Source organism: Hanstruepera flava (assembly GCF_023634025.1).
Taxonomy (GTDB): Bacteria; Bacteroidota; Bacteroidia; order Flavobacteriales; family Flavobacteriaceae; genus Hanstruepera; species Hanstruepera flava.
The window spans coordinates 312,928-337,370 of record NZ_JALJCW010000002.1; the positions used below are offsets into that span (position 1 = coordinate 312,928).

Consider the following 24,443-nt stretch of genomic DNA (forward strand, 5'->3'; position numbering starts at 1 on the left):
AGTTTTCTTTACTATCTTTGGAATCCATGAATAAATCGGTTAAAATCATTGAATGTCCACGCGATGCCATGCAAGGTATCAAGACTTTTATTCCTACTGAAAAAAAGGTACAATATATACAATCGCTATTACGTGTTGGTTTTGATACTATTGACTTTGGGAGTTTTGTGTCACCCAAAGCTATTCCGCAAATGGTTGATACAGCTGAAGTTTTAGCGCAATTAGATTTATCTAAAACCACAAGTAAATTATTGGCCATTATAGCGAATACTCGTGGCGCACAGGATGCTTCACAACATCCAGCAATTGATTATTTAGGCTATCCATTTTCGATATCGGAAAACTTCCAAATGCGTAACACACATAAAACCATTGCGCAATCTGTTGTAACGTTAAGTGAGATTTTGGAAATAGCCGATAAGTCCAATAAAGAAGTTGTGGTCTACATTTCCATGGGCTTTGGTAATCCTTATGGCGACCCTTGGAATGTGGATATAGTAGGCGAGTGGACCGAGCGTTTAAGCAAGATGGGAGTTAGTATTTTGTCTTTAAGTGATACCATTGGAAGTTCAGACCCGGAAAATATCGACTACCTATTTTCAAACTTAATTCCCAAATATCCTCAAATAGAATTCGGTGCCCATTTACACACTACACCATCTACTTGGTTTGAAAAAGTAGACGCAGCTTATAAAGCAGGTTGTATGCGATTTGATGGCGCTATTCAAGGCTTTGGTGGTTGCCCAATGGCTAAAGATGAGCTAACAGGTAATATGCCAACCGAAAAATTACTGTCTTATTTTACAACAAAAAAGAAATCTGATTTAAATGCTATGAGTTTTGAGAGTGCCTATAACGAAGCGACAAAAATATTTTCAGCATTTCACTAATCATAAAAAAAGCTACTTGAATCAAGTAGCTTTATAAATTTAGACTAATTCATAGTTTTAAAACCTAAACTCTAATCCTGCATTAGCTGCAAAAGGCATACCTGGTCTTAATCCAGCAGGTACTCTTGAAACGGCATAGGTAGTATCTAAGGCATTAATTATATTTCCAGTTAAACTAAAGTGATCATTAAAATGGTATTTTGCTGAAAAATCTAATACAAAATTTGAATCAACTTTTTCGTTTTCTGGTATGGCACCAGATCCCGCCATTGTTCTAAATTCTCCCAAATAGCGCCCACTGGCATTTATCTCATATTTTTTGTGCTCTAAAGACACCATCAGGTTAAATTGATGTTCTGGTATGTAAGGTAATTTGTCACCTTCTTGAACTTCGCCCCATAGATCATCATCGCTTCCAAAGCTATTTTGAAATTCAGCGTTTGTGTAGGTATAACCAAATGAAATTGGCAGATCAAATTTCTCGTTATTGGAAAGCAAATCGTAGTTTAACAATGCTTCAAAACCAGCAACATTAACTTCACCTGCATTGAATTGTTCTAATGATCCTGTTCCACCAGTTGCAGCTAAATCACTGCCTAATAGATTGCTGTAATCATTAAAGAAAACTGCAACTTCACCTGTTAGACCAGCAACTGCGAACCTTGAACCTAATTCGTAGTTAATACTTTCTTCTGGTTTTTGCCCAACCTGATTACTAGGTGGAGAAAATCCTTTATGAACACCACCAAAAATGGATGTCATGTTATTAAACTTATAGCTAAATCCAATTCCAGGAATGAAGACATCAACTTTATTCTCACGAGAGGCTAAATTTATACCTGAACGGTTCACATCATTTTTACCATAATCATCTCGAGTAAGAATAATATTTTCATAACGTAGACCTGGTGTTACAGTTAATTTATTATATCTGAATTTGTACATGGCATAGGCTGCAAATGCTTTGGCTGCACTAACTCTGTTTGCATCAGTTCCAGGTGTTCCAGCTGTGGTTAGAGTCATTAACCCTTGATTATTTATTTTGTAATTATCTACCCATTGAAAACGATCTTCCTCATCGTAGTGATACCGTAATCCAACTTCAATATCGTGAAATGTATTGTCGCCTTTGTAATGATAATCCAATTTAGTTTGAATACCTTTTGAATGGTATAACCTGTTATTGGCTTTTACTCGCAACGCATCGTCTGGAGAGTTTATTTCACCTTTTACTATTTGCATATAATCAGCATACGTTTCTGGATTACTGACAATATTGGCAATTCCAACACGGTCACCATTTAACGTCACATCATTTAATTTGTACCAGTTGCGTTGAAATCTGTTATAATATCCTGTTGTCGTAATTCTAAAATCAGGTGTGAAGTCTAGGCTATGGGTTGCCATAAATTGAATATGTTCAGTATCCATTCTATCAACTTGGGAAGATGCATATCTATCAAACGGACTGGTTTCAAAATCCTCATCAGTTAATCCTAGATAGGTTTCATTAGAAATTTCGTCTGAATATTGAAACTTAAACTCTAATGCTTGTTTAGTTTTGGCATCATGACTTGAGTTTACTCTGAATTTTGCAACTACATCATTTTTGTCAAAGCCTGTATTTTGGTTGTCCAACAGATTTTTAAAACCATCGGAATTATAGTTCAAGTATTCTACCATATAACCGAAATTTTCTTTACTGTCACCAATTTTAGCCTGAAATTGTCCTGTGTTAAAGGTTCCATAACTACCAAAAACTTTACCGTAAAATGAATCTGGTATTTGAGTCGAAACCATATTAATGGCTCCACCAGTTGTAAATGGCCCATATTGCACCTGGCTACTTCCTTTTAATATTTCTATGGCCTCCATTCTCGCAATAGAAGGGAAGTAATAAGCAGCTGGGGCACTATAGGGAGCTGGCGCAATTAAAACGCCATCTTCCATAATAGAAATTTTGGCACTACGTTCTGGTGACGTTCCACGTAGACTAATGTTTGGTCGTAATCCGTAACCATCTTCTTCATAAATATTTACCCCAGGAACAGTTCTTAATACACGGTTAATATCTGTGTAATTAAATTTTGCTAATTCTTCAGGAGAAATGTAGTAGGCAGAACCTGTTCGATTTTTGGCTACATATTTGTTTCCAAAGATAACGTTTGTAGAAATTATAACTTCACTTAAATCTTGAACAGAATCAAGAGGTTTTTCATTTTGAGCGACTATAGATAAACTTAAAAGTACTGTAAATAGTGATAAATAGTATTTCATTTTTATTTAGACTTATTATAAATAGAATTGATTTAACGGCTGCAAAAGTAGTAGCAAAAATTACTTCTCGCAAGTTTATTTAGAATAAATAAAAATAAAAAAATGTAATTACCTGGTTATTAATGTGCTATCACATGTTAATTTTTTACGTTGTTATATTGACTGAAATTGCTACTAGTTTTAGCTAAAACCTTTCTTAAAATGACATAATATGTTATTAACATACTATTAAAATAGAAATCCATATTAAAATCGTATATTTGCACGCAATTATAACTGTAATTGCATCATGATCGCACATCAAAACAAAATTGTTGGAGAAGGCTTAACTTATGACGATGTCCTTTTAGTTCCTGCTTTTTCTGAAGTCTTACCTCGCGAAGTCAATATTCAAACTAAATTCACAAAAAATATTACCATCAATGTACCTATAGTCTCTGCTGCTATGGATACGGTTACCGAAAGTAAAATGGCAATTGCCATGGCACAGGAAGGCGGTATTGGTGTTTTACACAAGAATATGACCATTGAAGAGCAAGCTTCAAAAGTTAGAAAGGTGAAGCGTGCAGAAAGCGGTATGATAATCGATCCTGTTACCTTACCCTTAACGGCTATTGTTCGTGATGCGAAGGAAAATATGGCAGAACATAGTATTGGAGGTATTCCTATTGTAGATGAAAATGGTGTTTTAAAAGGTATTGTTACCAATCGTGATTTGCGTTTTGAAAAAAATAATAACCGTCCAATAGTGGAGGTTATGACCTCTGAAAATTTGGTTACAGCTGGTCAGGGAACATCGTTGATGGATGCTGAAGATATTCTACAAGAAAATAAAATTGAAAAGTTACCTGTAGTCGATGAAAATTATAAACTTATAGGTTTAATTACTTTTAGAGATATTACCAAATTAACTCAAAAACCAAATGCCAATAAAGATGCTTTTGGTCGTTTACGTGTTGCTGCTGCCATTGGTGTAACTGGCGATGCAGTAGATAGAGCTGAAGCATTGGTAAATGCAGGAGTAGATGCCATAATAATTGATACCGCTCATGGACATACTAAAGGTGTGGTAAATGTATTAAAGGATGTAAAATCTAAATTTCCAACTTTAGATGTTATTGTTGGTAATATTGCTACAGGAACAGCTGCCAAGTATTTAGTTGAAGCTGGAGCCGATGCTGTAAAAGTAGGAATTGGTCCTGGCTCTATTTGCACAACACGAGTAGTTGCTGGTGTTGGATTTCCACAATTTTCAGCTGTTTTAGAAGTAGCTGCTGCTATAAAAGGTTCTGGTGTTCCTGTTATTGCAGATGGCGGAATTCGTTATACAGGCGATATTCCTAAAGCCATTGCTGCAGGAGCTGATTGTGTGATGTTAGGGTCGTTATTAGCAGGGACTAAAGAATCTCCAGGAGAGACTATAATATACGAAGGTAGAAAGTTCAAGTCTTACCGTGGTATGGGATCGGTTGAAGCTATGAAACAAGGTAGTAAGGATCGTTATTTTCAAGATGTTGAAGACGATATCAAGAAACTGGTTCCGGAAGGCATTGTGGGTCGTGTGCCTTATAAAGGCGAATTAAATGAAAGTATTCACCAGTTTGTGGGTGGTTTACGTGCTGGTATGGGGTACTGTGGTGCTAAAGACATTGAAACGCTTAAGGAAACTGGTCAATTTGTGAAAATAACGGCTTCAGGAATAAACGAAAGTCACCCACATGATGTGACCATTACGAAAGAATCACCAAACTATTCTCGTTAATTGGAATTATTGTTCTTGTAAGCTTTAGAATTTGATTTAATTAGGAGATATGGAATGCCTATAATGCTCACCATTATGATAGCATAGAAGTTTATCTGCTCGTTTTCTAATTGTTTTGCTAGTATATAGCTAAGAATAATTAAAAATGCCATAGCAAACATGACATTTCTAAATAGAGTAGCTATTTTCTCAATGTTGTAAGTTGCTTGCTCTTCTTTAGACATGGTATTATAGCCAGCAATAAGGTTATAAAATCTTCCATGTTTTATTAAAACTCCTAAAACGACGAAAATAATTGCTGTTGCTATCATATTTATTCCTGATATAATTGTCCGCGATGTGGTTTTAAGGCATCGCGAATTGGTTTCATAATATGTTCTGGTACAACCATAAATGCAATAGCGTGCATATCGTTAATGGTTTGAAAGCCAGTAATATTCAAATTTAATTGTTCTGTTTTTATATAATCCTTTAAATGGATTTCATGATGTTCAGCTGTTTTTTCAGCAAGAGGACCTCTAAAATCCCAAATTAATTTCAACATTCTCATAGCAAAATAGGCACTTATTTATGATGGTTAAAAGGAAATAACACCAAAAATTCATTATTTATATAAAATTAGGTAATTTTGCAAAACATTTAGTCCAAATCTAAATAAAAGAAATTATGAAACCACGAGTAACGACAGAATTTCAAGCTGGTCAGGCGCAGATTTTTAAAAATCCGTTTTTAGAAAGTTTAACCAAAACTGATCCTATATCAAATATTATTGTGTATGGCCTAACAAATTTAATATTAGGTTATGTGGCTATTGAAGTTATGGGATTAAGCGTTCTGCAATTTGTTGGTTTATTTATTGTAGGATTATTTTTTTGGACATTTGCCGAATATATGTTACACCGTTATGTGTTTCATTGGGTAACTGAAGCTAAATGGTCACAACGCTTTCATTTTATCATGCATGGTGCCCACCATCACTACCCAAAAGATGAAGAGCGTTTACTTATGCCTCCAGTACCTGGGTTAATCTTGGCATCTATATTATTTGGGTTTTTCTTTTTGATTTTTTGGATTGCAGGCTATACACAGTTGGTTTATGGCTTTTTCCCTGGATTCTTTGTAGGGTATTTAATGTATTCGTTTGTTCATAGAGCAACCCACGTAATGAGACCACCAAAACGTTTTAAAAATTTATGGATGCACCATAGTTTGCACCATTATCAATATCCTGACAAAGCATTTGGAGTGTCTAATACATTTTGGGATAAAGTGTTTGGAACCATGCCTCCTAAAGCTCAAAGGAAAAAATAATCACTGCAGTTAGCGTTTTAGATTTTTTATTCTGTTTAGAAGTGTTGGATGCGAATAATGCATAAACACATACGCAGGATGTGGCGTTAAGTTGCTTAAACTGTTTTTAGAAAGTTTTTTAAGCGATGTAACTAACGGTTCTGCCTTATAGGTCTCTTTAGCATAGTTGTCTGCTTGATACTCGAACTTTCTTGAGAATACATTCATAATTAATCCTGTTATTTCTGAAATAGGCGAATATAACAACCCAAAAGCTATTAGTCCTATATGAAAACTAGCTGTCTCTACACCTAAAGCGTGGGAGAGAAGCGGATTGGATATAAAAATTGAAAGTATATATAATGTAAGCCCAGTTAATAAAACGGAAGCTATTAAATTGAAAATAATATGCTTCTTTTTATAATGACCAACTTCATGCGCCAATACCGCTACAATTTCTTCTTCATCCAAATCGTTTATTAACGTGTCAAAAAGTGTTACCCGTTTTTCGTTGCCAAATCCAGAAAAATAGGCATTGGCTTTAGTACTGCGTTTAGAGCCATCAATAACAAAAATCTTATTCAACTTAAAACCAACCGTTTCAGCATAAGCCGAAATTTTGTCACGCAAACCACCAGCTTCTAAAGGCGTTAGTTTATTAAATAATGGGACAATAAGTCGCGAATAAAACATATTCATAAATACGGTGAATACAGCAATCGTTCCCCAAGCATATAACCAAAAATTGACTTTTGTTACTTGATAAAACCAGATGATTAAAGCTAGAATTCCACCACCAATAATAGCCAGCATCAACCAACCTTTTACTTTGTCTAGAACAAATGTTTTTTTTGTGGTTTTATTAAAACCAAATTTTTCCTCAATTACAAATGTTTTGTAATACGAAAAAGGGATGGTAATTATATCGCTTCCTATCATAATAATCCCAAAGAAAATCAAGGCAATTATTATAGGGTTGTTCGAATAACTTCTAGCAATATTATCCACATATTCAAAACCATCTAGAAATAGAAACACGAGTGTTAAAACCAACGAAAATGTTGATGTAATAATACCAAACCTATAATTTGTTAGCTTATAGCTTTGCGATTTTTTATACGCGTTGTCATCATACACATCATTAATTTCTTCAGGTAGCGCCTCATTAAAATGTTTGGCGTTGAGGGCATCCAATATTTTATCAACAATAAAATTAATGATGATAATAGCTATAATTATCCAAAATAGGGTACTTGCAGTCATGGTATTTACTTAAAATCGCGTTGTCTTTTGGCTTCAAAAATAAGAATTCCTGCTGCAACAGATACGTTCATGGAATCAATTTCTCCCTGCATAGGAATGATAATATTTTGAGTAGATTCCTGAAGCCATTCGTCGCTTAATCCAGTTGCTTCTGTACCTACTACAATTGCCGTAGGTTTTATATAATCTTGCGTGTGATAACCTTTTGAGGCCTGCAAAGCGGCACAATAAATAGAAATGTTGTTTTTCTTTAAAAACTGAATAATTTCTGAAGTAGTTCCCGTAGCAATTTGATTCGTAAATACACAACCGACACTAGAGCGTATGATATTCGGGTTGTATAAATCGCTTTTAGGGTTGGCAATAATTACGGCATCTAGATTGGCAGCATCTGCTGTGCGTAATAAAGCACCTATGTTACCCGGTTTTTCAGGCGCTTCAGCAACCAATATTAATGGATTTTTGGAGTTGAAAGTTAAATTTTCAATATTGTGTTCTTTGAATTTGGCAACAGCCAAAACACCTTCGGTAGTATCACGATGCGCTAATTTTTGATACACGTCTTTTGAAATTTCAATCAATGCAATGGAGTGATTTGATAATTTTGAAACCTCTTGTTCAGAGGTTAATTCTGGTAAAAAAAGAATATGCGTTAAATTATAGCCTCCTTTGTTTGCTAATTGAATTTCCCGAAATCCTTCGATAAGAAATAATCCAGACTTTTTTCTGGTACGCGATTTTTCCTTAAGCTGAAAAAGCTCTTTGATAAATGGGTTCTGTACACTGGTTATTGCTTTCATGACTTCAAAACAAAAGTAGAATTAAAAATAAACAAACCAAAAAAAAGCGAGCTAACTGCTCGCCTTTAATTTATTCATTTTTGTATTTATCAGAGTATCGTTTTGCCAGTTCCGTTTGATGCGTTTCCAAACTAATATCACGACCTTGAACAAAAACTCTTGTCAGAATATTAGTTCGCATATCCAAGGCATCACCTTCACTAATAAATAAGGTTGCATCTTTACCAACTTCTAACGTGCCACAAAAATCGTCAATACCTAATATTTTAGCTGTGTTTGATGTTAAGAGCTTTAAGGCTTCTTCTTTATCCAATCCGTAAGCTACACAGGTTCCTGCATAAAATGGAATGTTTCTCGTGTTAATACGTTCATTTCGACTTTCAGATTGCAAACCGACTAAAACACCTTGGTCAACCAATAATTTGGCTGCTTTATACGGTAAATCATAATCGTCATCATCACTATTGGGTCTACTATGTACACCATTTAAAATAACGGGAATATTGTTTTGTTTTAAAAGCGCTCCAACTTTATAAGCATCATAACCACCAACGATTACCATTTTCAGTTGGTGTTTTTTGGTAAATTCAACAGCGTCACGAATACCCTTTTCATTACTCACATGCACAAACAGCTTTTGGCTACCATTAAATATACCCGACATGCCTTCGTATAATATGTTTTTTTCGTTTTTATCACCAGCTAAATAGGCTTTAGACGCTCCAAAGAAATCACTCAATTCGGTAACTTGATCACTATAATTTTCATTTGGTTTTAATACGTTCGGTTCTCCCAACCACCATCGACCTCTAGAATACGGATTTGGCCAATTTACGTGAATGGCATCATCTGCTTTTACAGTAGCATCCTCCCAGTTCCAAGCATCAAATTGCACAATGGATGAGGTTCCGGAAATCCGACCACCTTGTGGTGTAATCTGCCCCATTAGAACACCGTTGGGTCTCATAGATTCTACAATTTTAGATTCAGCATTGTAGGCAATAATACTTCTGATATTAGGATTCATTTGCCCAACTTCGTCACTGTCTATTGTGGCTCTAACAGCATCAATCTCCACCAATCCCAACGTAGAGTTGGGAGCGATAAATCCTGGGTATACATGTTTGCCTTGGGCATCAATGATTTCATTTTTAGTCCTGTCAATCCTAATGGTGGAACCATCGGCAACTGTCTGTATTTTGCCATTCTCAAAAATGATGACACTGTTTTCTATGACGTTCCCATTTCCAATATGGGCAGTAGCACCTACAATCGCAATGGCTTTTTGTTGTTTTGAAGCTGGTGCTTGTTGGGCATGCATAAAGCTTGTTACTAAAAAACAAGCAATAATGGTATATATTTTTGTTATGTTCATCTTTCTAGTTTTTTAGTTTATGGTATCACAGTGAAATAGTTCATCCTCTTTCTTTTCAATAGGCTTGGTTTTTAAACCTTTATTTTTGGCCTGCAACATCATGGTTGTAAGTTCGTTCTTTTCACGTTTCATGTCTTTGCGCATTTGCTGGTCACGGTCTATGTCAAAATAGACTGTTCCATCAATAATTGTTTTTTCGGCTTTGGCATAAATGGATAATGGATTGTCACTCCACAACACGACATCGGCGTCTTTACCTTCTTTAATACTACCAACACGATCGTCAATATGTAATAATTTTGCTGGGTTTAAGGTTACAAATTTCCAAGCATCTTCTTCGCTAATACCACCATATTTAACCGATTTGGCAGCTTCTTGATTCAATCGTCTAGACATTTCAGCATCATCACTGTTGATGGCAACCACAACACCTTGATTGTGCATAATGGCTGCATTTTGGGGAATAGCATCATTTACTTCAAATTTGTAAGCCCACCAATCACTAAAAGTTGAACCACCTACGCCATGAGCTTGCATTTTGTCAGCTACTTTGTATCCTTCTAAAATATGGGTGAAGGTGTTAATGTTGAAGTTGAACTGTTCGGCTACTTTCATAAGCATGTTTATTTCACTTTGCACATAGGAATGACATGAAATAAAACGCTCTTTATTAAGTATTTCGGACAAAGCTTCCATTTCTAAATCCTTACGGTAAGGCTTTCCGCTTTTTTTAGCAGCATCATAAGCTTTTGCTCTGTTAAAGTAATCGATGTACACTTGTTCAACACCCATTCTGGTTTGAGGAAAACGAGAACGTACATTGTTGCCCCAGTTGGATTGTTTGACATTTTCTCCTAAAGCAAACTTGATGAATTTAGGTGAATTATCGTAAATCAATTTATCGGCAGTTTCACCCCATTTTAATTTTATAATGGCTGAACGACCACCAATAGGATTTGCAGAACCATGTAATATTTGAATGGAAGTAACTCCACCAGCCAAGTTTCTGTATATGTCAACATCTTCAGAATCTACAACATCTTCTATACTCACTTCGGCAGTAGAATTATGTCCAGCTTCATTAACAGCTGCAGTTGCAATGTGCGAATGTTCATCAATAATACCAGCGGTTAGGTGTTTCCCAGTAGCATCAATAACTTGGGCGTTTCCTGCATTTAGGTTTTTACCTATTTTAGAAATCTTTCCATCCTTAATCAATACATCAGTTTGTTCTAAAATACCATTAGATTCATTAGTCCAGACTGTTGCATTTTTAAACAATAGGGTTTGTTGCTTTGGTAATTCAGAAAAACCATAGGCTTCATTAGGGTAGGTAATAGGGAATACTTTTGGTGAATCTTTTGAGTCGCTTTTTCCTTCTTTTTTATTTTCTGAAACAACGTCTTTTACATTTTTTGTGGCATAAAATGAGGTTTCATTGCCATTTGGTAAAATAGCTACACCATTAAAATTATTTGTCGAAACAATCTTTGCTGTCAATCGAGTATAATCTTGTTTGGTGGAATCGATACCGGAAAAAATCAGGGTCATCCAATCATCACTCATGGAAACTTTAGAACCTAGTTCATGGTTATCAGTTTTAACCTTTGATTTAAGTTTGCTGATATCACCAGAAATAGAAACTGCATATTTTTGTCCAGCAACATTAAACTCATAGTCACCTCGCATATCAATGGCATCCATTGGAGTAATTTCATGTCTGTCTCCTATTACCCAATTCTCGTATAAGGTTGTTTCCTTGTCAAAAATATCTCCTGATGTGATTAAAAAATTAGCATAAAAACCAGTTTTTAGCTTACCTAGCTTATTTTCTTTTCCTAATATTTTAGCAGGAATGGTTGTCAGTGCTTCTAATGCAGCCTGGTTATCAAAACCGTACTCAATAGCTTTTAATAGATTGCCCTTGAATTCTTTTGGAGATTTTAGATCATGGGTAGTTAGTGAAAACACAATGCCATTATCATGTAATACTTTTGGATTTGTAGGTCGTTGATTCCATTCACGTAATTCGGATAACCCAACGGCTTGTGATAGGAAAGGGTCTTCCATGTCATAGGCATCAGGAAAATTTATTGGAATTACAAATGTAGCATTGGTTGCTTTGATAGCTTGAGCCATTTCATACTCGTCACCACCACCAACAATAACAAACTGGGTATTGAATTCGTCACCTACCTTGTCAAAACGGAGTGCATTTACTTTACTGCCAGCATCCATAAATTGAACCAATGATTTATTTTGGTTAAACGCTTCTAAAGATCTGTCAGTTACCTCAGAAAGCCCTTTGGCGTACCAATCGGCATCATAGTTTACTTGTTTTAATAAGGCAATGGTACCCATTAATGATGTCGGGTAAGCTTGGTTAGACGTTACACTTTTTCGAGTTGAATAGAACTGACCACTCTTATCATCCAAAATCCTAGCTGCATCAGTTGTATTAGGCGCCAATGCAATAATACTTCCAGTACCCTGAATAATACCGTCAGAGATATGCGTATTAACTATACCAAAGCCAGCTTCACGAAATTCTTTTGCGGATTTGGCATCAAAATTATAATGTTCAATAGCATCTTGCTCTGGTCTAATGTGGTCATTCCAATAATAGCCCTCACGTGAAGCATCATATTGGGGAGCATTGGAACGTTCAGCACGTTTTGGATTTTGTATACCAAAACTAGTATATACGTCTATAAAAGATGGGTAAATGTACTTACCTGAAACATCATAAACTATCGAGTTTTTCGGTATGTTAACATTGGAGCCAGATGCGACGACCATACCATCTTTAATAAGTAACGTAGCGTTCTGTATAACTTCGGCTGGAGAAGTATAAATGGTTGCATTTGTAAAAGCGGTGTAATTGGATTTTTCAACTTTTACACCGTCGTTTTTCGGAAAATATTTTTGTGCTGAAGTGTACAGACAACACAATAAAAAAACAGGAACTATAAAATTTTTTATCATAAAAAAGTTGGTTAGAAATTTTTGAAGCCTAAAGATAAACAAACGGTAGTGGACTGTTGCTCAAATGGGTTATTTTAACATTTTAAGAAGTTTGAGAAAGAAAATAGTTAACATAAAGGGCAACAACATAGCTATAAGATTGCATACCTTTTGCTTGATTGTTGGCAATTAAAAAGCTATCATAGGTTTCTTTAAAAAATGGTTCCAAAGGATTTTGATAGGAATCCCAGAACATTTGAACTTCCTGATAATTTTTAATAATTCCTTTATTAAGTGTTTCTACTAGTTCAAAGTATAAATCCTGGTCTCTTTTGTACACTTCAAATAGGCAATGACGAAGAGCGAAAGTATAGCCGCTGTAATTAAAATAGATGTCATCGTGATAAATAGCAGCCAAAGCGCCTATAAAATTGGCTTCATTTTCGGCAGCATATCCTAATTGATGGGCTATTTCATGCGAAGCGGTTGTTGGAAATTTAAAAGTTGGAATCAGCCTATCAACTTGGGCTTCATTGGTTAAAGGATTCAAATAACCACTAAATCCCATATAGGTGAGTGGTAAACTATATAGCGATGTTTTTAAACTTGATGGTGAATAAGCTAAATGTGGATATTCTTTTTCAAGGTTGGTATATCCAAGAGGAGTCATTTCTAAAATGTCCTTTTTGGAATAAGGTAATTCAACTTTAGAGCTATCATTAGTCATTATTTTTTGATGAATAGCATTACTTTTTTCTATAAGTTTTTTGGTCACAGCTATTAACTGCTCTGTTGAATAATCAGCTTCTAATGATAAGTTCTTGTGAAGCGGTTGTCTATAGTAGTTTAAAGCCCATAGAAAGTGAAAAGCAAAGTAAATTACTGAAATTGCTGAAGCGACATCAATTATCCAGCCTTTGAAATCTTTAATAAGACGCCATCGGTTTTTTATCAACCACCTTAATACGTATAGTATTGAAAGCGTATAAAAAACATCGCCAAATGAAAAGGGTAACCATCCAAATACAAAGCGTGAAATTTTAGAAATCCAGTGGTACAATCCATTGCTATAATAGTTTTCAATAAACTCTGGAAAGTAGGTCAGAATTTTAATAATTATAAGTTGCGGAATTAAAGCAAGCGCAATATATAGTTTTGGGTTTCTTCGCATAATTCAAAAATAGCGAAATGTTTGTAATACGCTATACATTAATTACCTTTGTTCGACTTAAAAAATTAGACTAATGAATGAAGCTATACGAGAATTAGAACCTAAAACTTTATGGAATAAATTTGCCGATTTAAATGCCGTACCAAGGCCATCAAAAAAGGAAGAACGTGTTATTGCCTTTATGAAAGAATTTGGCTCCAAATTGGGTTTGGAGACTGTTGAAGACGAAGTTGGTAATGTAATCATAAAAAAACCAGCAACTCCGGGAATGGAAGATAAGATGACGGTTGTTATGCAATCGCATCTGGATATGGTACATCAAAAAAACAACGACACCGAATTTGATTTTGATACACAAGGCATAGACATGTATGTTGATGGTGATTGGGTTCGTGCCAAAGGAACGACTCTGGGTGCTGATAACGGATTGGGTGTTGCGACTATTATGGCCATTTTAGAAAGTAAAGATATTCCGCATCCTGCAATTGAAGCATTATTTACAATAGATGAAGAAACGGGAATGACAGGAGCAATGGGTTTAAAAGGTGGTTTGTTGAAAGGCGATATTCTACTGAATTTAGATACTGAAGAGGATGACGAAATAGGAGTGGGTTGTGCTGGAGGTGTAGACGTTACTGCTACCAGAACTTATAATGAAGAGGAAACACCTGAGTTCAAAATTGGTTATACTATAACCGTAAAAGGACTACAAGGTGGGCATTCAGGTATGCAAATACACGAAGGGTTGGGTAACGCCAACAAAATAATGAACCGCATGTTGTTTGATGGTTTTGAGAATTTTGGTTTGCGTATTTCTGAAATTAACGGTGGTAGTTTACGTAATGCTATACCACGCGAAAGCCATGCCATTGTTGCAATTGATGCTATTCACGAAGACGCTTTTATTATGGAAATGGCACAATTAGCCCAAACCATCAAAGCGGAACTTAATACCATGGAACCCGATTTGGAAATTATAGTTTCTAAATGCGATACACCAAAAACAATTATGGATTTAGGTGTTCAGGAAGGAGTTACCAGAGCCTTGTATGCTGCTTGCAATGGTGTATATCGAATGAGTGCCGATATTCCTGATTTAGTGGAAACATCAAATAATATTGCAAAGGTATCTATAAAAGAAGGAGGTATTAAGATTGAATGCTTAACACGCTCTTCCGTTGAAAGTTCGAAATGGGATTTGGCCAATATGCTTCGTGCTACTTTTGAACTAACAGGTTGTGAGGTAGAATTTTCAGGAGATTATCCAGGTTGGAAGCCGAATATGGATTCTAAAATCTTGAAAGTTCTAGAGCGTATTTATGTAGAAATGAATAATGAGAAACCACATGTGGCTGCTTGCCATGCGGGATTAGAGTGTGGTATCTTGGGACAAAACTACCCAGATATGGATATGATAAGCTTTGGGCCTAACATTAAAGGGGCTCACTCACCTGATGAGCGCGCACAAATATCATCGGTTCAAAAATATTGGAACTTTGTTTTGGAAATTTTAAAACAGATTCCGAAAAAGTAATACAGGGTTTAAATAAAAAAAGCAGCTCAACGAGCTGCTTTTTTTATGATTTTGATTTTAGTTATTTTATACCAACCAATTCAATATCAAAAATAACATTGGCATTAGGTGGAATTGGTCCTGAACCTTGTGCTCCCCAACCTAAATACGATGGGATAAACACACGAACTTTATCACCAACATTCATATTAAGCATTGCTTCCCTAAAACCAGGAACTGTTCTGGAAGTTGCGTTATAAGCATCTTCTAGCGGTTTATAACCACCTTGTTTGTCACGCTGTTCGTTATAAACATTATTTTCTTTTGCGACATCTACCCAACTTGTATCGAACAAACGGCCGTCTTCAAAATAACCTGCATAATTCAGTAAAACACGATCTGCACTACTTGGCTTTTCACCGTTGCTTTCGTTGATATAAATCATAATTACACCTGTGTCTAGTTTTTTAACTGGTCCAGGTAAATCACTATTGTTTTCAAGAAAAGCTTCTGCCGCTTTTGCTGCAGATTCTTTAACCTTTTGCTCTGCTTCAGCTTTAATTGCTGCTAATTTTTCCGCTAGTTTTTCGGATTCTTCAGTAAAAACTTTTGGAGCATCAAAAGCTTTTGCATCGGCACCTTTTCTAATAATATTTACTTCTTGAATAACAACATCTTCAATGGGTTTGTTATTCGACTTGTTAACTTCTACATTTGAAATGGTATCTTGTACTTCTAATCCTATAACCAATTCTCCAAAAACATTATGACAGCCAACTCTTGGGTTTTCACAATTCTTTAAACTTCCATTGGCGTCTAAACCATCTAGCCAAGGTGTTGGTACTTCTGTAATAAAAAACTGACTACCATTCGTGTTTACACCTCTATTTCCCATGGACAATACACCTGGCTTATCGTGTCTTAAATTTGGGCTAAACTCATCTCCAAATGTATAACCTGGTCCGCCAGCTCCTGTGCCTAAAATATCACCACCTTGAATCATGAATTTATCCATAACACGATGAAACGTTAAACCATTGTAAAAAGGCTTTCCTTTTAATGTGTCGGCAACTTTTGGATGTGTGCCTTCTGAAAGGGATACAAAATTGGCAACTGTTACAGGTGCTTCTGTATAAAACAGTTTAGCAACCATGGTACCTTTATTAGTTACTATTTCGGCATACAGTCCATCTTCTAAATCTGGATATTTTTCTTGTCCGCATGACGTTAGGCTTAACAAGAGTGTTAAGACTAATAATTTCATTGTTTGTTTGAATAATTTCATACTGATAAATTAATTATTTGAATAGGTTTTATTTATTTGGGTTAATTGTATGTACGGTTACATCACACATTATAGGAACATTGGTGCCTATTTTATTTTCATCACCATAGTAGCCATAAGCTTTTTGTGAAGGGAAAAGAAAAGTCGCCGATTCGCCAGCTCTCATAAGCTTTAAACCTTCGCGTAAACCGCTAAATAATTCTTGCTTGTCCATTATATAGCGTTGCGTTTTTAAATCGCCTTTGGAATAAATAATTTCTCCATTGCTGGTTTTTATATTATAATCGAAAACTACTGTATCTCCAAATGAAGGTGTTATTAAGGAATCATTCACCCGATTTTTGAAACTATACCAAAATCCATTTTCTGAAGCTTCGTAATTTTTAGTTGTATCGGCTTCCATTAGGTCTTGAAACATGAGTTCTTCCCTCTCATTAAGTTGAATATTACGTGCGACCGATTTATCGATAAACGACCCTGATTTAGCAGAAATAGGCCTGCGTGCTTCAGGAGATTTACACGCAGTTATAACTAGAAATAACAATATTATATATGCAAAAGGCTTCATGAATTTAGGGCATTGTTATAGTTTGGTAATATACTAATAAATTTTTCAACGGTGTTTTGTAAATCTAATTCGCTTCTTCCTCCTGCAGCATTGGTATGTCCGCCACCATCAAAATGAGCTCTTGCAAATTCGTTTACTGAAAAGTCGCCTTTAGATCGCAACGAAATTTTAATGATATTCTGCTGCTGATCCTCAATAAAAATGGCTGCAAAAATTATATTATTCAGTGATAAACCATAATTAACAAAACCTTCGGTATCGCCCTTCTTAAAATTATATTTGTTTAATTCTTCTTGCGATAAGGTAATGTAGGCTGTTTTAAACTCTGGAATGACTTTTAAATTTGTTAGCGCACAACCTAATAATTGTAAACGGTCATAAGAAATGGTATCGTAAATGGCATTGTGAATTTCGGCGTGATTAGCACCATAATCTATAAGTGCTGCTGCAATACGATGGGTTTGGCTTGTTGTAGACGGAAATCTAAAGGAACCTGTATCGGTCATAATACCAGTATAAAGACAAGAGGCAATATTGACGTCGATCTTGCTTGTATAACCAAGCATTTCAAAAAAGTTGTAAACCATTTCGCAGGTAGAACTCATAGCAACATCAGAATACATATATTGTGCATAATCATCTGGTTGTTGATGGTGATCTATCATGATTTTAATGGCGCGACTCTCTTGTAGTGAAAACTCCATATCACCAGCCCTGTTAAGTGCATTAAAATCTAATGTAAAAATAATATCAGCATCTTCAATAAGTTTGTTGCAAACGTCGCTTTGCGAATCGTATTTAAGAACAGTATCCTCGTTAGGGAGCCATTTTAAAAATTCGGGATAATCATTTGGTGCAATTACAGTAGTTTCATGATTGAACTTTCTTAAAAAATGGTATAATCCTAAAGTAGAGCCCATAGCATCGCCATCAGGGTTTTTATGCGGAACAATCACGATTTGCTTTGGTGATTGTAATAAAACTTTTACCTCTTGTATTGCCTGTTCTGTCATAGGGCACGAATATACAATTTTTTAATATCGCTTAATATTGTTTTTCTTAAGAAATGCATTACTTTTGCACTCAAATTAAAAAAACAAATGGCAACAAATAGAACATTTACAATGCTTAAGCCAGATGCTGTTGAGAAAGGACACATTGGTGCAATATTAGAAAAAATTACAGCTTCAGGTTTCAGAATCGTAGCTATGAAATTAACACAAATGACAACTGCAGATGCGCAGGCGTTTTATGCAATTCACAAAGAGCGTCCGTTTTTTGGCGAATTAGTAGAATATATGACTCGTGGTCCTATTGTAGCAGCTATTTTAGAAAAAGACAATGCTGTTGAAGACTTTAGAACATTAATTGGAGCTACTAATCCTGCTGATGCCGCTGAAGGAACTATCAGAAAATTATACGCAGCCTCTATTGGAGAAAATGCTGTACATGGTAGTGATAGTGATGAAAATGCAGCTATTGAAGGTGCATTTCATTTTGCAGGTCGCGAGATGTTTTAAGACTTATAAATATTGAATACAAGAAAAAAGCCTGAATACATTCAGGCTTTTTTAATTTAACGCAGTACCAGTTTTTTAATGAGCTCTTTGCCTAAACTTTCATTTAGCATATTAATTATTTTCTGTTTACCATAACTTAATTCCTCACGCAAAACACTGGAGCTTAACTGAACATAAAGGATATCCCCTTTAAGCTGAATAGCTGTAGTATAATTATTTACGCCATTTCCCATCATATTTTTCCAGGCATCTTGAACATTTACGGCATCTAAACCTTTTTCCAGTCTATTGGTTTCAACAAACTCTTTAAGAGCCTCGGCCATATTTAAATTTTCATTGTTGCGTTTTGCCATTTTTTGTGATGTGTTTTTACTCGATGTTTATAGGTTGATAACGTATGTAAGAATAAATAGCTCCTCTTTTGTTACTGACTACTAATTCACTTTCAGATAATTCCAAAATAGTTTCTTTCCACGAATCATAAGGAGTTTGGTAATATACGTTTACGCTATCGTTTTCTAGTTTAATTTCAAAACGTTCCGAATCTTTTGAGGTTTCAAAATAGCCGCTAAAATTAGGTTTCATTTTTTTTCTAATGCCAAATAAGCTATCAGTTAATGACAAAAAATCTATGGTGTCGCTAAACGTATATTCCTTTTTAGTACCATCCTTAAAAGTAACCGACTTAATTTCCCAATAGCCATCTAAATGTGATAAGTCAACATTGCTTTTCAATGAACAACTTATTAAAAAACAAATGATTAAAAATGATAATATAAATTTATAATTTAAATATTTCATAAGATTGATGAACATGTTTTACGGCTTCTTCAGTACGGTCGGCATGGGTGTCACTTATAAAAAGCTGACCGAAATTTTCATCGTCAACTAATTTTAAAATCTGCGCAACGCGATTTTCATCTAATTTATCAAAAATATCATCTAATAGCAAAATTGGGTTTGTGCCTTTTTGTGCTTTAATAAAATCAAATTGTGCCAGTTTTAAAGCTATTAAATATGATTTTTGTTGGCCTTGGCTTCCAAATTTTTTAATGGAATGTTCGGCTATTTGAAAATTTAAATCGTCTTTATGGATGCCTACAGAAGTGTATTGCAAAGCACGATCTTTAGCAAGGTGCTCTTTTAATAAATTGTCAAGTGTATGGTGTTCTAAATCGCTTTCGTAAACCAAATTAACAGCTTCTTTTCCGCCACTAATAGCTTCGTAACGCGACTTGAAAATAGGGATGAAGGTTTCTAAAAACTGTTTTCTTTTTTCAAAAATGTATTGTCCAAAAGTGTTTAGTTGTTCGTTGTAAACCAATAAAGTATCTGCATTGAAAGTTTGATTGGCAGCAAAATACTTTAATAGGGCATTGCGTTGCGAAACAGTTTTGTTGTATTTAATTAATTGTTCTAAATACACTTTGTCACTTTGTGAAATAACACTGTCTATAAATTTTCGTCGTGTAGAGCTACCCTCAATAATTAAATCGCGATCGGCAGGAGAAATAATTACCAAAGGTAAAAAGCCAATATGGTCACTAAACTTATCGTAAGCTTTATTGTTGCGCTTAATAACCTTTTTTTGTCCACGTTTTAAACTGACAACAATTTTTTCGGTATTCTTGTTTTTTTCGTATTCACCATTAATTACAAAAAAGGATTCGTCGTGTTTAATGTTTTGGGAAGACACCGGGTTAAAATAACTTTTACCAAAGGATAAGTGGAAAATGGCATCTAAAACATTAGTCTTTCCCACACCATTATTTCCAACAAAACAGTTTATTTTATCATTAAAAGAAAATGAAACACTGTCGAAGTTTTTATAGTTAAGAAGTGATAACGATTTTAAAATCATGAATCTAGAACTAATTGAAGCAATTTTTAGAATATTAGGTAAACAGTTGTGCAAATTATTGAAAAATAACAAATAAATACCCTTTTAAATCTAAAGAAAAATTATATTTTTGCGGCGCATAAATTTTAAATAAATGGCAACGTACAAGAAGAGAGGATACAAACCTAAAACCAAAGTTGAGAAAGAGCACGAGATTGAAGACCACTCAACAACGGCTGAAGTATTTAATACACTAGATGAAACAGCTTCAAAAACTGAAGATTGGGTTATTAAAAACCAAAAGTACATTTTTGTAATTATTGGTGTGGTAGCTGCAGTGGTATTGGGTTATTTAGGTTATAACGAATTTATAGCAAAGCCAAAGCAAAATGAAGCTATGAACGATATGTTCCAAGCTCAAAAATTCTATGATCAAGCTATCACAAATCCAACAGCTAAAGATTCACTATTCAATCTAGCTCTAAATGGTGGAGAAGGTAAGTTTGGAATGTTAGATATTATTTCTGAATACAATGGAACACAAGCCGCTAATATTGCTAATTATTATGCAGGAATGGCTTACTTAAATATGAAAGATTACAAAAATGCAGTTTCATATTTAGGCGATTTTTCTAGCGATGATGAGGTTTTGGCACCAATGGCCAAAGGTGGAATAGGTGATGCCTTTGTACAATTAAATCAACAAGAAGATGCTTTAGGTTATTATGAGCAAGCTGCATCTATGCGTTCTAACGATTTTACGACACCCATGTATTTATATAAAGCTGGAATCGTGGCTATGGAGTTAGGTAAAACAGATGTTGCCCTTAAGCACTTTGAAAATATTAAGGAAAATTACCCAGAGTCAACCGAAGCTGCAAATATTGATGTATTTATAGGAAAAGCTAAAGCGTTGGCCAGCAAATAATTTACCGAGTACTCGGCAAGCATTATGGCAACTGCAAATAAAAATTTATCAGATTACGATAAGACAACAATCCCAAACGCGAAAGATTTTCGGTTTGGGATTGTTGTTTCTGAATGGAACGATACTATAACCGAAGGCCTTTATGAAGGAGCCTACAATACTTTAATTGAACATGGTGTTTTACCAGAGCATATTACACGTGCTAATGTGCCAGGAAGTTATGAGCTTATTTTTGGTTGCAAGAAAATGCAGCAGCATTATGTAGATGCTGTTATTGCTATTGGTAGCGTTATTCAAGGTGAAACAAAACACTTCGATTTTGTTTGCGATGCCGTCTCACAAGGCATAAAAGATTTAAATGTACTTCACGACATTCCAGTTATTTTCTGCGTGTTGACAGACAATACCATGCAGCAAGCCATAGACCGTTCTGGTGGTAAACACGGAAACAAAGGAACAGAAGCAGCTATTGCCGCCATTAAAATGGCCCATTTGAATCGAAATAACTAAACGCTATTCCAAATTTAGATTACTCCTTTAAGTAATTCTTACTGTTGTTAACAATTTTTGGCAGTTTGAACTTTATGTTTGCTTGTAATTTCAGTATTTTTGAAAGGTATCTGCTTAAATAGTTACCATTGGCAAAACAAAAACGAAGTTTTAATTATAAACCTAGATTTCAGGATAAAAATCATAATGTCGATCAAGCCGATTTGCAGACAAAATGGCAAGATTTAAAACAAACGCGTAAGCGTAAAAATAGTTTCTTGACATCGCCATTGTTTTTGGTCTTGTTTTTGATTGCTATGTTAGTGTTAATTTACATTTTGAGTCAATACGAATAAAACTAATATCATGGGGATTTTTAAAACACGACAGAATAAAAAGTTTAGCTATACACCAAGACACTACCAAGGTGAAGGAAATCCTTATGAAATAAAACACAAGTTTGACGATTATAGAACTACTGTAGGCAGCAATAAAGGGCTGAAGGCAAAATTAAACAATGCTTTAAACGATTATCGCCATAATTCAGATAAAACAGCAAACAAACGTGTTTTAATAATTATAGCGGTTCTTGTTTTTCTCTTTTTTGTATTTATTGGATTCGATTTGTCAATTTTCTTTTCAAATAACTAATGGCAGATATCATTCAATTATTACCCGATCATGTTGCTAACCAAATTGCTGCAGGAGAAGTGGTTCAACGTCCAGCTTCTGTAGTAAAGGAACTACTTGAAAATGCTATTGATGCTCAGGCGACACAGATTAAATTGTTAATTAAAGATGCTGGAAAAACACTCGTGCAAGTTATTGATAATGGTTGCGGAATGAGTATTACCGATGCGCGGTTGAGTTTTGAACGTCATGCCACATCAAAAATCCGTTCTGCTGAAGATTTATTTCAACTGCATACCAAGGGATTTCGTGGAGAGGCTTTGGCAAGTATTGCGGCTATTGCGCATGTGGAGCTTAAATCGCGACAGGAAAATGATGAGGTTGGTACACAAATAGAAATTGAGGGTAGTGAGGTGAAGTCACAGGATGTTGTAGTGACGCCAATAGGAACTTCTATTGCTGTAAAGAATCTGTTTTATAATATTCCAGCCAGGCGTAATTTTTTAAAATCAAATCCTGTAGAATTGCGCCATGTGATCGATGAATTCCATCGCGTTGCGTTGGCACACCCTAATATTGGGTTCGCAATGTATCATAATGGCAACGAGGTATTTAACCTGCCTGAAAGTAATTATAGACAACGTATTGTAAATATATTTGGGAATAAGACTAATGAAAAATTAGTACCCGTAAAAGAAGATACCGAAGTACTAAAGATATCAGGTTTTGTTGGAAAACCTGAATATGCCAAAAAAACACGTGGCGAACAGTTTTTCTTTGTTAACAACCGCTTTATTAAAAGTGCGTACTTAAATCACGCTATAAATTCAGCATTCGATGGTTTATTACGTGAAGGAACCCATGCCAGTTATTTTTTGAATTTAGAGGTTGACCCAAAGTCTATTGATATCAATATCCATCCTACAAAAACAGAAATTAAATTTGATGACGAGCATACGTTATACGCGTTGTTACGTTCAGCTGTAAAACACAGTTTGGGTCAATTTAGTATTGCTCCTGTATTAGATTTTGATCGTGATGCAAATTTAGATACACCGTATTCGTATAAAAATAAATCGGTACAGACACCAAGTATAGAAGTCGATAGATCGTTTAACCCGTTTCAGGAGGAAACTGTTTCAAAAGCCTCTTCAAGATCGAGCTATACTAAACAACCTGCAGCTAGTTGGGAGAGTTTATATGTGGATTTAGAGTCAAAAAGCACAAAATCGTCGAAAGATTTTAGTGAAATTCAACTGGAGAGTGAGGAACAAACACCCAGTATATTTACTGACAGTTCTAAATTGGAATCTAATCATACCACATACCAACTTCATAAAAAGTATATAATTAGTCCTATAAAATCGGGTATGCTAATAATAGACCAAAATAGAGCACACCAACGGGTTCTGTATGAAGAATTTTTAAAACACATAACCATAAAAGAAAGTGTAAGCCAGCAGTTGTTATTTCCTGTTCAGGTTTTCTTTTCGCCAGAAGAAATTGCTTGTATTGAACAGGTAAAACAAGATTTGGAACATACAGGTTTTGTGTTTACACATTTTAAGGATGATCATATTGAAATTTCGGGTATACCTGTTAATGTCCCAGCGCAAGAGGTTTCAATAATATTGGAACGTTTAATAAGCGATATTCAGAATGAAGTCCCTGACACGAATTTTAGTGCTACAGATTTGTTGGCCAAATCTATGTCTAAAAGTTTGGCTATAAAGGCAGGTCAACAGCTAACGGGAACAGAGCAGGAGCATTTGGTTAATAGTTTGTTTGGATGTAAGGAACCCAATATGTCTCCTACCAACAAACCTACGTTTATAACGATGGATATGAATGAATTAGAAAATAAATTTATTTAGTAAA

Annotated in this window: 23 protein-coding genes; 9 read left to right on the forward strand and 14 right to left on the reverse strand. The window is 35.0% G+C overall.

Annotation, left to right across the window (positions count from 1 at the left end; genetic code table 11):
- The first annotated feature begins 26 nt into the window (after positions 1-26).
- A complete protein-coding gene (locus tag MTX13_RS08925) occupies positions 27-890 on the forward strand; it encodes a hydroxymethylglutaryl-CoA lyase (RefSeq protein ID WP_250434234.1) in 864 nt (287 codons plus the stop codon).
- A gap of 57 nt (positions 891-947) precedes the next feature.
- Here the strand turns inward: MTX13_RS08925 and MTX13_RS08930 are convergent, their stop codons facing one another.
- The gene (locus MTX13_RS08930; protein ID WP_250434235.1) at positions 948-3,167 is read right to left on the reverse strand and encodes a TonB-dependent receptor family protein; all 2,220 of its coding nucleotides are present in this window, start codon (positions 3,165-3,167) and stop codon (positions 948-950) included.
- A gap of 289 nt (positions 3,168-3,456) precedes the next feature.
- Here MTX13_RS08930 and guaB point away from each other — a divergent pair, with 289 nt between their 5' ends.
- Entirely contained in the window at positions 3,457-4,929 is a 1,473-nt protein-coding gene (gene guaB / locus MTX13_RS08935) for an IMP dehydrogenase (protein ID WP_250434236.1), read from the forward strand.
- On the opposite strand, the gene MTX13_RS08940 is transcribed toward guaB, so the two are convergent.
- Both MTX13_RS08940 and MTX13_RS08945 read right to left on the reverse strand, forming a co-directional pair.
- Positions 4,926-5,240: a DUF3784 domain-containing protein gene (locus tag MTX13_RS08940; protein ID WP_250434239.1), complete on the reverse strand. Its 315-nt coding sequence runs from the start codon at positions 5,238-5,240 to the stop codon at positions 4,926-4,928. The two genes, guaB and MTX13_RS08940, sit on opposite strands and share 4 nt — an antisense overlap.
- Before the next feature lie 2 nt (positions 5,241-5,242).
- Entirely contained in the window at positions 5,243-5,479 is a 237-nt protein-coding gene (locus MTX13_RS08945) for a hypothetical protein (protein WP_250434241.1), read from the reverse strand.
- A gap of 116 nt (positions 5,480-5,595) precedes the next feature.
- Between MTX13_RS08945 and MTX13_RS08950 the strand changes: the two genes are divergently transcribed.
- The gene (locus MTX13_RS08950; RefSeq protein WP_223034025.1) at positions 5,596-6,240 is read left to right on the forward strand and encodes a sterol desaturase family protein; all 645 of its coding nucleotides are present in this window, start codon (positions 5,596-5,598) and stop codon (positions 6,238-6,240) included.
- Between the two features lie 9 nt (positions 6,241-6,249).
- On the opposite strand, the gene MTX13_RS08955 is transcribed toward MTX13_RS08950, so the two are convergent.
- The 5 genes from MTX13_RS08955 to MTX13_RS08975 form a co-directional block, all read right to left on the reverse strand.
- On the reverse strand, positions 6,250-7,482 hold the full coding sequence (locus MTX13_RS08955) for a M48 family metallopeptidase (protein ID WP_250434243.1): 1,233 nt from the start codon (positions 7,480-7,482) through the stop codon (positions 6,250-6,252).
- A gap of 5 nt (positions 7,483-7,487) precedes the next feature.
- A complete protein-coding gene (locus tag MTX13_RS08960) occupies positions 7,488-8,282 on the reverse strand; it encodes a TrmH family RNA methyltransferase (RefSeq protein ID WP_250434245.1) in 795 nt (264 codons plus the stop codon).
- A gap of 70 nt (positions 8,283-8,352) precedes the next feature.
- Positions 8,353-9,657, reverse strand: a complete 1,305-nt coding sequence (locus MTX13_RS08965) for an amidohydrolase family protein (protein WP_250434247.1) — start codon at positions 9,655-9,657, stop codon at positions 8,353-8,355.
- 12 nt (positions 9,658-9,669) lie between these two features.
- Positions 9,670-12,642, reverse strand: coding sequence for an amidohydrolase family protein (locus MTX13_RS08970; protein WP_250434249.1), 2,973 nt, complete (start codon positions 12,640-12,642; stop codon positions 9,670-9,672).
- An 82-nt stretch (positions 12,643-12,724) separates the two neighbouring features.
- On the reverse strand, positions 12,725-13,792 hold the full coding sequence (locus tag MTX13_RS08975) for a DUF3810 domain-containing protein (protein WP_250434250.1): 1,068 nt from the start codon (positions 13,790-13,792) through the stop codon (positions 12,725-12,727).
- A 73-nt stretch (positions 13,793-13,865) separates the two neighbouring features.
- Here MTX13_RS08975 and MTX13_RS08980 point away from each other — a divergent pair, with 73 nt between their 5' ends.
- Complete coding sequence (locus MTX13_RS08980) at positions 13,866-15,326, forward strand: aminoacyl-histidine dipeptidase (protein WP_250434252.1); 1,461 nt, start codon at positions 13,866-13,868, stop codon at positions 15,324-15,326.
- Positions 15,327-15,387: 61 nt separating this feature from the next.
- Here the strand turns inward: MTX13_RS08980 and MTX13_RS08985 are convergent, their stop codons facing one another.
- Genes MTX13_RS08985 through MTX13_RS08995 form a run of 3 tightly spaced genes read right to left on the reverse strand, consistent with a single transcriptional unit; the run spans position 15,388 to position 18,171 of the window.
- Positions 15,388-16,569 (reverse strand): peptidylprolyl isomerase, encoded by a 1,182-nt coding sequence (locus MTX13_RS08985; RefSeq protein WP_250434254.1) that lies wholly within the window; start codon positions 16,567-16,569, stop codon positions 15,388-15,390.
- A 49-nt stretch (positions 16,570-16,618) separates the two neighbouring features.
- Positions 16,619-17,158: a gliding motility-associated peptidyl-prolyl isomerase GldI gene (gldI, locus tag MTX13_RS08990; RefSeq protein WP_250434256.1), complete on the reverse strand. Its 540-nt coding sequence runs from the start codon at positions 17,156-17,158 to the stop codon at positions 16,619-16,621.
- On the reverse strand, positions 17,155-18,171 hold the full coding sequence (locus MTX13_RS08995) for a DHH family phosphoesterase (protein WP_250434257.1): 1,017 nt from the start codon (positions 18,169-18,171) through the stop codon (positions 17,155-17,157). The genes gldI and MTX13_RS08995 overlap by 4 nt, the downstream gene beginning before the upstream one ends.
- 87 nt (positions 18,172-18,258) lie before the next feature.
- Between MTX13_RS08995 and MTX13_RS09000 the strand changes: the two genes are divergently transcribed.
- A complete protein-coding gene (locus tag MTX13_RS09000; protein ID WP_250434258.1) occupies positions 18,259-18,678 on the forward strand; it encodes a nucleoside-diphosphate kinase in 420 nt (139 codons plus the stop codon).
- A 56-nt stretch (positions 18,679-18,734) separates the two neighbouring features.
- Here MTX13_RS09000 and MTX13_RS09005 read toward each other — a convergent pair whose 3' ends face one another.
- From MTX13_RS09005 to recF, 3 genes are read right to left on the reverse strand one after another with little or no spacing between them, the layout of a single operon-like run.
- On the reverse strand, positions 18,735-19,031 hold the full coding sequence (locus MTX13_RS09005) for a DUF721 domain-containing protein (RefSeq protein ID WP_250434259.1): 297 nt from the start codon (positions 19,029-19,031) through the stop codon (positions 18,735-18,737).
- Between the two features lie 16 nt (positions 19,032-19,047).
- On the reverse strand, positions 19,048-19,413 hold the full coding sequence (locus MTX13_RS09010) for a hypothetical protein (RefSeq protein ID WP_250434260.1): 366 nt from the start codon (positions 19,411-19,413) through the stop codon (positions 19,048-19,050).
- Positions 19,414-19,459: 46 nt separating this feature from the next.
- Positions 19,460-20,539 (reverse strand): DNA replication/repair protein RecF, encoded by a 1,080-nt coding sequence (gene recF / locus MTX13_RS09015; RefSeq protein ID WP_250434261.1) that lies wholly within the window; start codon positions 20,537-20,539, stop codon positions 19,460-19,462.
- 133 nt (positions 20,540-20,672) lie between these two features.
- Between recF and MTX13_RS09020 the strand changes: the two genes are divergently transcribed.
- The 4 genes from MTX13_RS09020 to mutL all read left to right on the forward strand — a co-directional run bounded on the left by MTX13_RS09020 (position 20,673) and on the right by mutL (position 24,439).
- Positions 20,673-21,446 carry a tetratricopeptide repeat protein gene (locus MTX13_RS09020; protein ID WP_250434262.1) on the forward strand — a complete coding sequence of 258 codons (774 nt, stop codon included), beginning with the start codon at positions 20,673-20,675 and terminating at the stop codon, positions 21,444-21,446.
- Positions 21,447-21,470: 24 nt separating this feature from the next.
- A complete protein-coding gene (gene ribH, locus MTX13_RS09025; RefSeq protein ID WP_250434263.1) occupies positions 21,471-21,956 on the forward strand; it encodes a 6,7-dimethyl-8-ribityllumazine synthase in 486 nt (161 codons plus the stop codon).
- Positions 21,957-22,301: 345 nt separating this feature from the next.
- Complete coding sequence (locus tag MTX13_RS09030) at positions 22,302-22,586, forward strand: riboflavin synthase subunit beta (RefSeq protein ID WP_250434266.1); 285 nt, start codon at positions 22,302-22,304, stop codon at positions 22,584-22,586.
- Positions 22,586-24,439 carry a DNA mismatch repair endonuclease MutL gene (gene mutL / locus MTX13_RS09035; protein WP_250434268.1) on the forward strand — a complete coding sequence of 618 codons (1,854 nt, stop codon included), beginning with the start codon at positions 22,586-22,588 and terminating at the stop codon, positions 24,437-24,439. The genes MTX13_RS09030 and mutL overlap by 1 nt, the downstream gene beginning before the upstream one ends.
- The last annotated feature ends 4 nt before the right edge of the window (positions 24,440-24,443 follow it).

Bases quoted from the DNA above. Each gene is read 5' to 3' on its own strand.
- MTX13_RS08925 (WP_250434234.1), top strand. From the start codon at position 27: ATGAATAAATCGGTTAAAATCATTGAATGTCCACGCGATGCCATGCAA.
- MTX13_RS08930 (WP_250434235.1), bottom strand. From the start codon at position 3,167: ATGAAATACTATTTATCACTATTTACAGTACTTTTAAGTTTATCTATA.
- guaB (WP_250434236.1), top strand. From the start codon at position 3,457: ATGATCGCACATCAAAACAAAATTGTTGGAGAAGGCTTAACTTATGAC.
- MTX13_RS08940 (WP_250434239.1), bottom strand. From the start codon at position 5,240: ATGATAGCAACAGCAATTATTTTCGTCGTTTTAGGAGTTTTAATAAAA.
- MTX13_RS08945 (WP_250434241.1), bottom strand. From the start codon at position 5,479: ATGAGAATGTTGAAATTAATTTGGGATTTTAGAGGTCCTCTTGCTGAA.
- MTX13_RS08950 (WP_223034025.1), top strand. From the start codon at position 5,596: ATGAAACCACGAGTAACGACAGAATTTCAAGCTGGTCAGGCGCAGATT.
- MTX13_RS08955 (WP_250434243.1), bottom strand. From the start codon at position 7,482: ATGACTGCAAGTACCCTATTTTGGATAATTATAGCTATTATCATCATT.
- MTX13_RS08960 (WP_250434245.1), bottom strand. From the start codon at position 8,282: ATGAAAGCAATAACCAGTGTACAGAACCCATTTATCAAAGAGCTTTTT.
- MTX13_RS08965 (WP_250434247.1), bottom strand. From the start codon at position 9,657: ATGAACATAACAAAAATATATACCATTATTGCTTGTTTTTTAGTAACA.
- MTX13_RS08970 (WP_250434249.1), bottom strand. From the start codon at position 12,642: ATGATAAAAAATTTTATAGTTCCTGTTTTTTTATTGTGTTGTCTGTAC.
- MTX13_RS08975 (WP_250434250.1), bottom strand. From the start codon at position 13,792: ATGCGAAGAAACCCAAAACTATATATTGCGCTTGCTTTAATTCCGCAA.
- MTX13_RS08980 (WP_250434252.1), top strand. From the start codon at position 13,866: ATGAATGAAGCTATACGAGAATTAGAACCTAAAACTTTATGGAATAAA.
- MTX13_RS08985 (WP_250434254.1), bottom strand. From the start codon at position 16,569: ATGAAATTATTAGTCTTAACACTCTTGTTAAGCCTAACGTCATGCGGA.
- gldI (WP_250434256.1), bottom strand. From the start codon at position 17,158: ATGAAGCCTTTTGCATATATAATATTGTTATTTCTAGTTATAACTGCG.
- MTX13_RS08995 (WP_250434257.1), bottom strand. From the start codon at position 18,171: ATGACAGAACAGGCAATACAAGAGGTAAAAGTTTTATTACAATCACCA.
- MTX13_RS09000 (WP_250434258.1), top strand. From the start codon at position 18,259: ATGGCAACAAATAGAACATTTACAATGCTTAAGCCAGATGCTGTTGAG.
- MTX13_RS09005 (WP_250434259.1), bottom strand. From the start codon at position 19,031: ATGGCAAAACGCAACAATGAAAATTTAAATATGGCCGAGGCTCTTAAA.
- recF (WP_250434261.1), bottom strand. From the start codon at position 20,539: ATGATTTTAAAATCGTTATCACTTCTTAACTATAAAAACTTCGACAGT.
- MTX13_RS09020 (WP_250434262.1), top strand. From the start codon at position 20,673: ATGGCAACGTACAAGAAGAGAGGATACAAACCTAAAACCAAAGTTGAG.
- ribH (WP_250434263.1), top strand. From the start codon at position 21,471: ATGGCAACTGCAAATAAAAATTTATCAGATTACGATAAGACAACAATC.
- MTX13_RS09030 (WP_250434266.1), top strand. From the start codon at position 22,302: ATGGGGATTTTTAAAACACGACAGAATAAAAAGTTTAGCTATACACCA.
- mutL (WP_250434268.1), top strand. From the start codon at position 22,586: ATGGCAGATATCATTCAATTATTACCCGATCATGTTGCTAACCAAATT.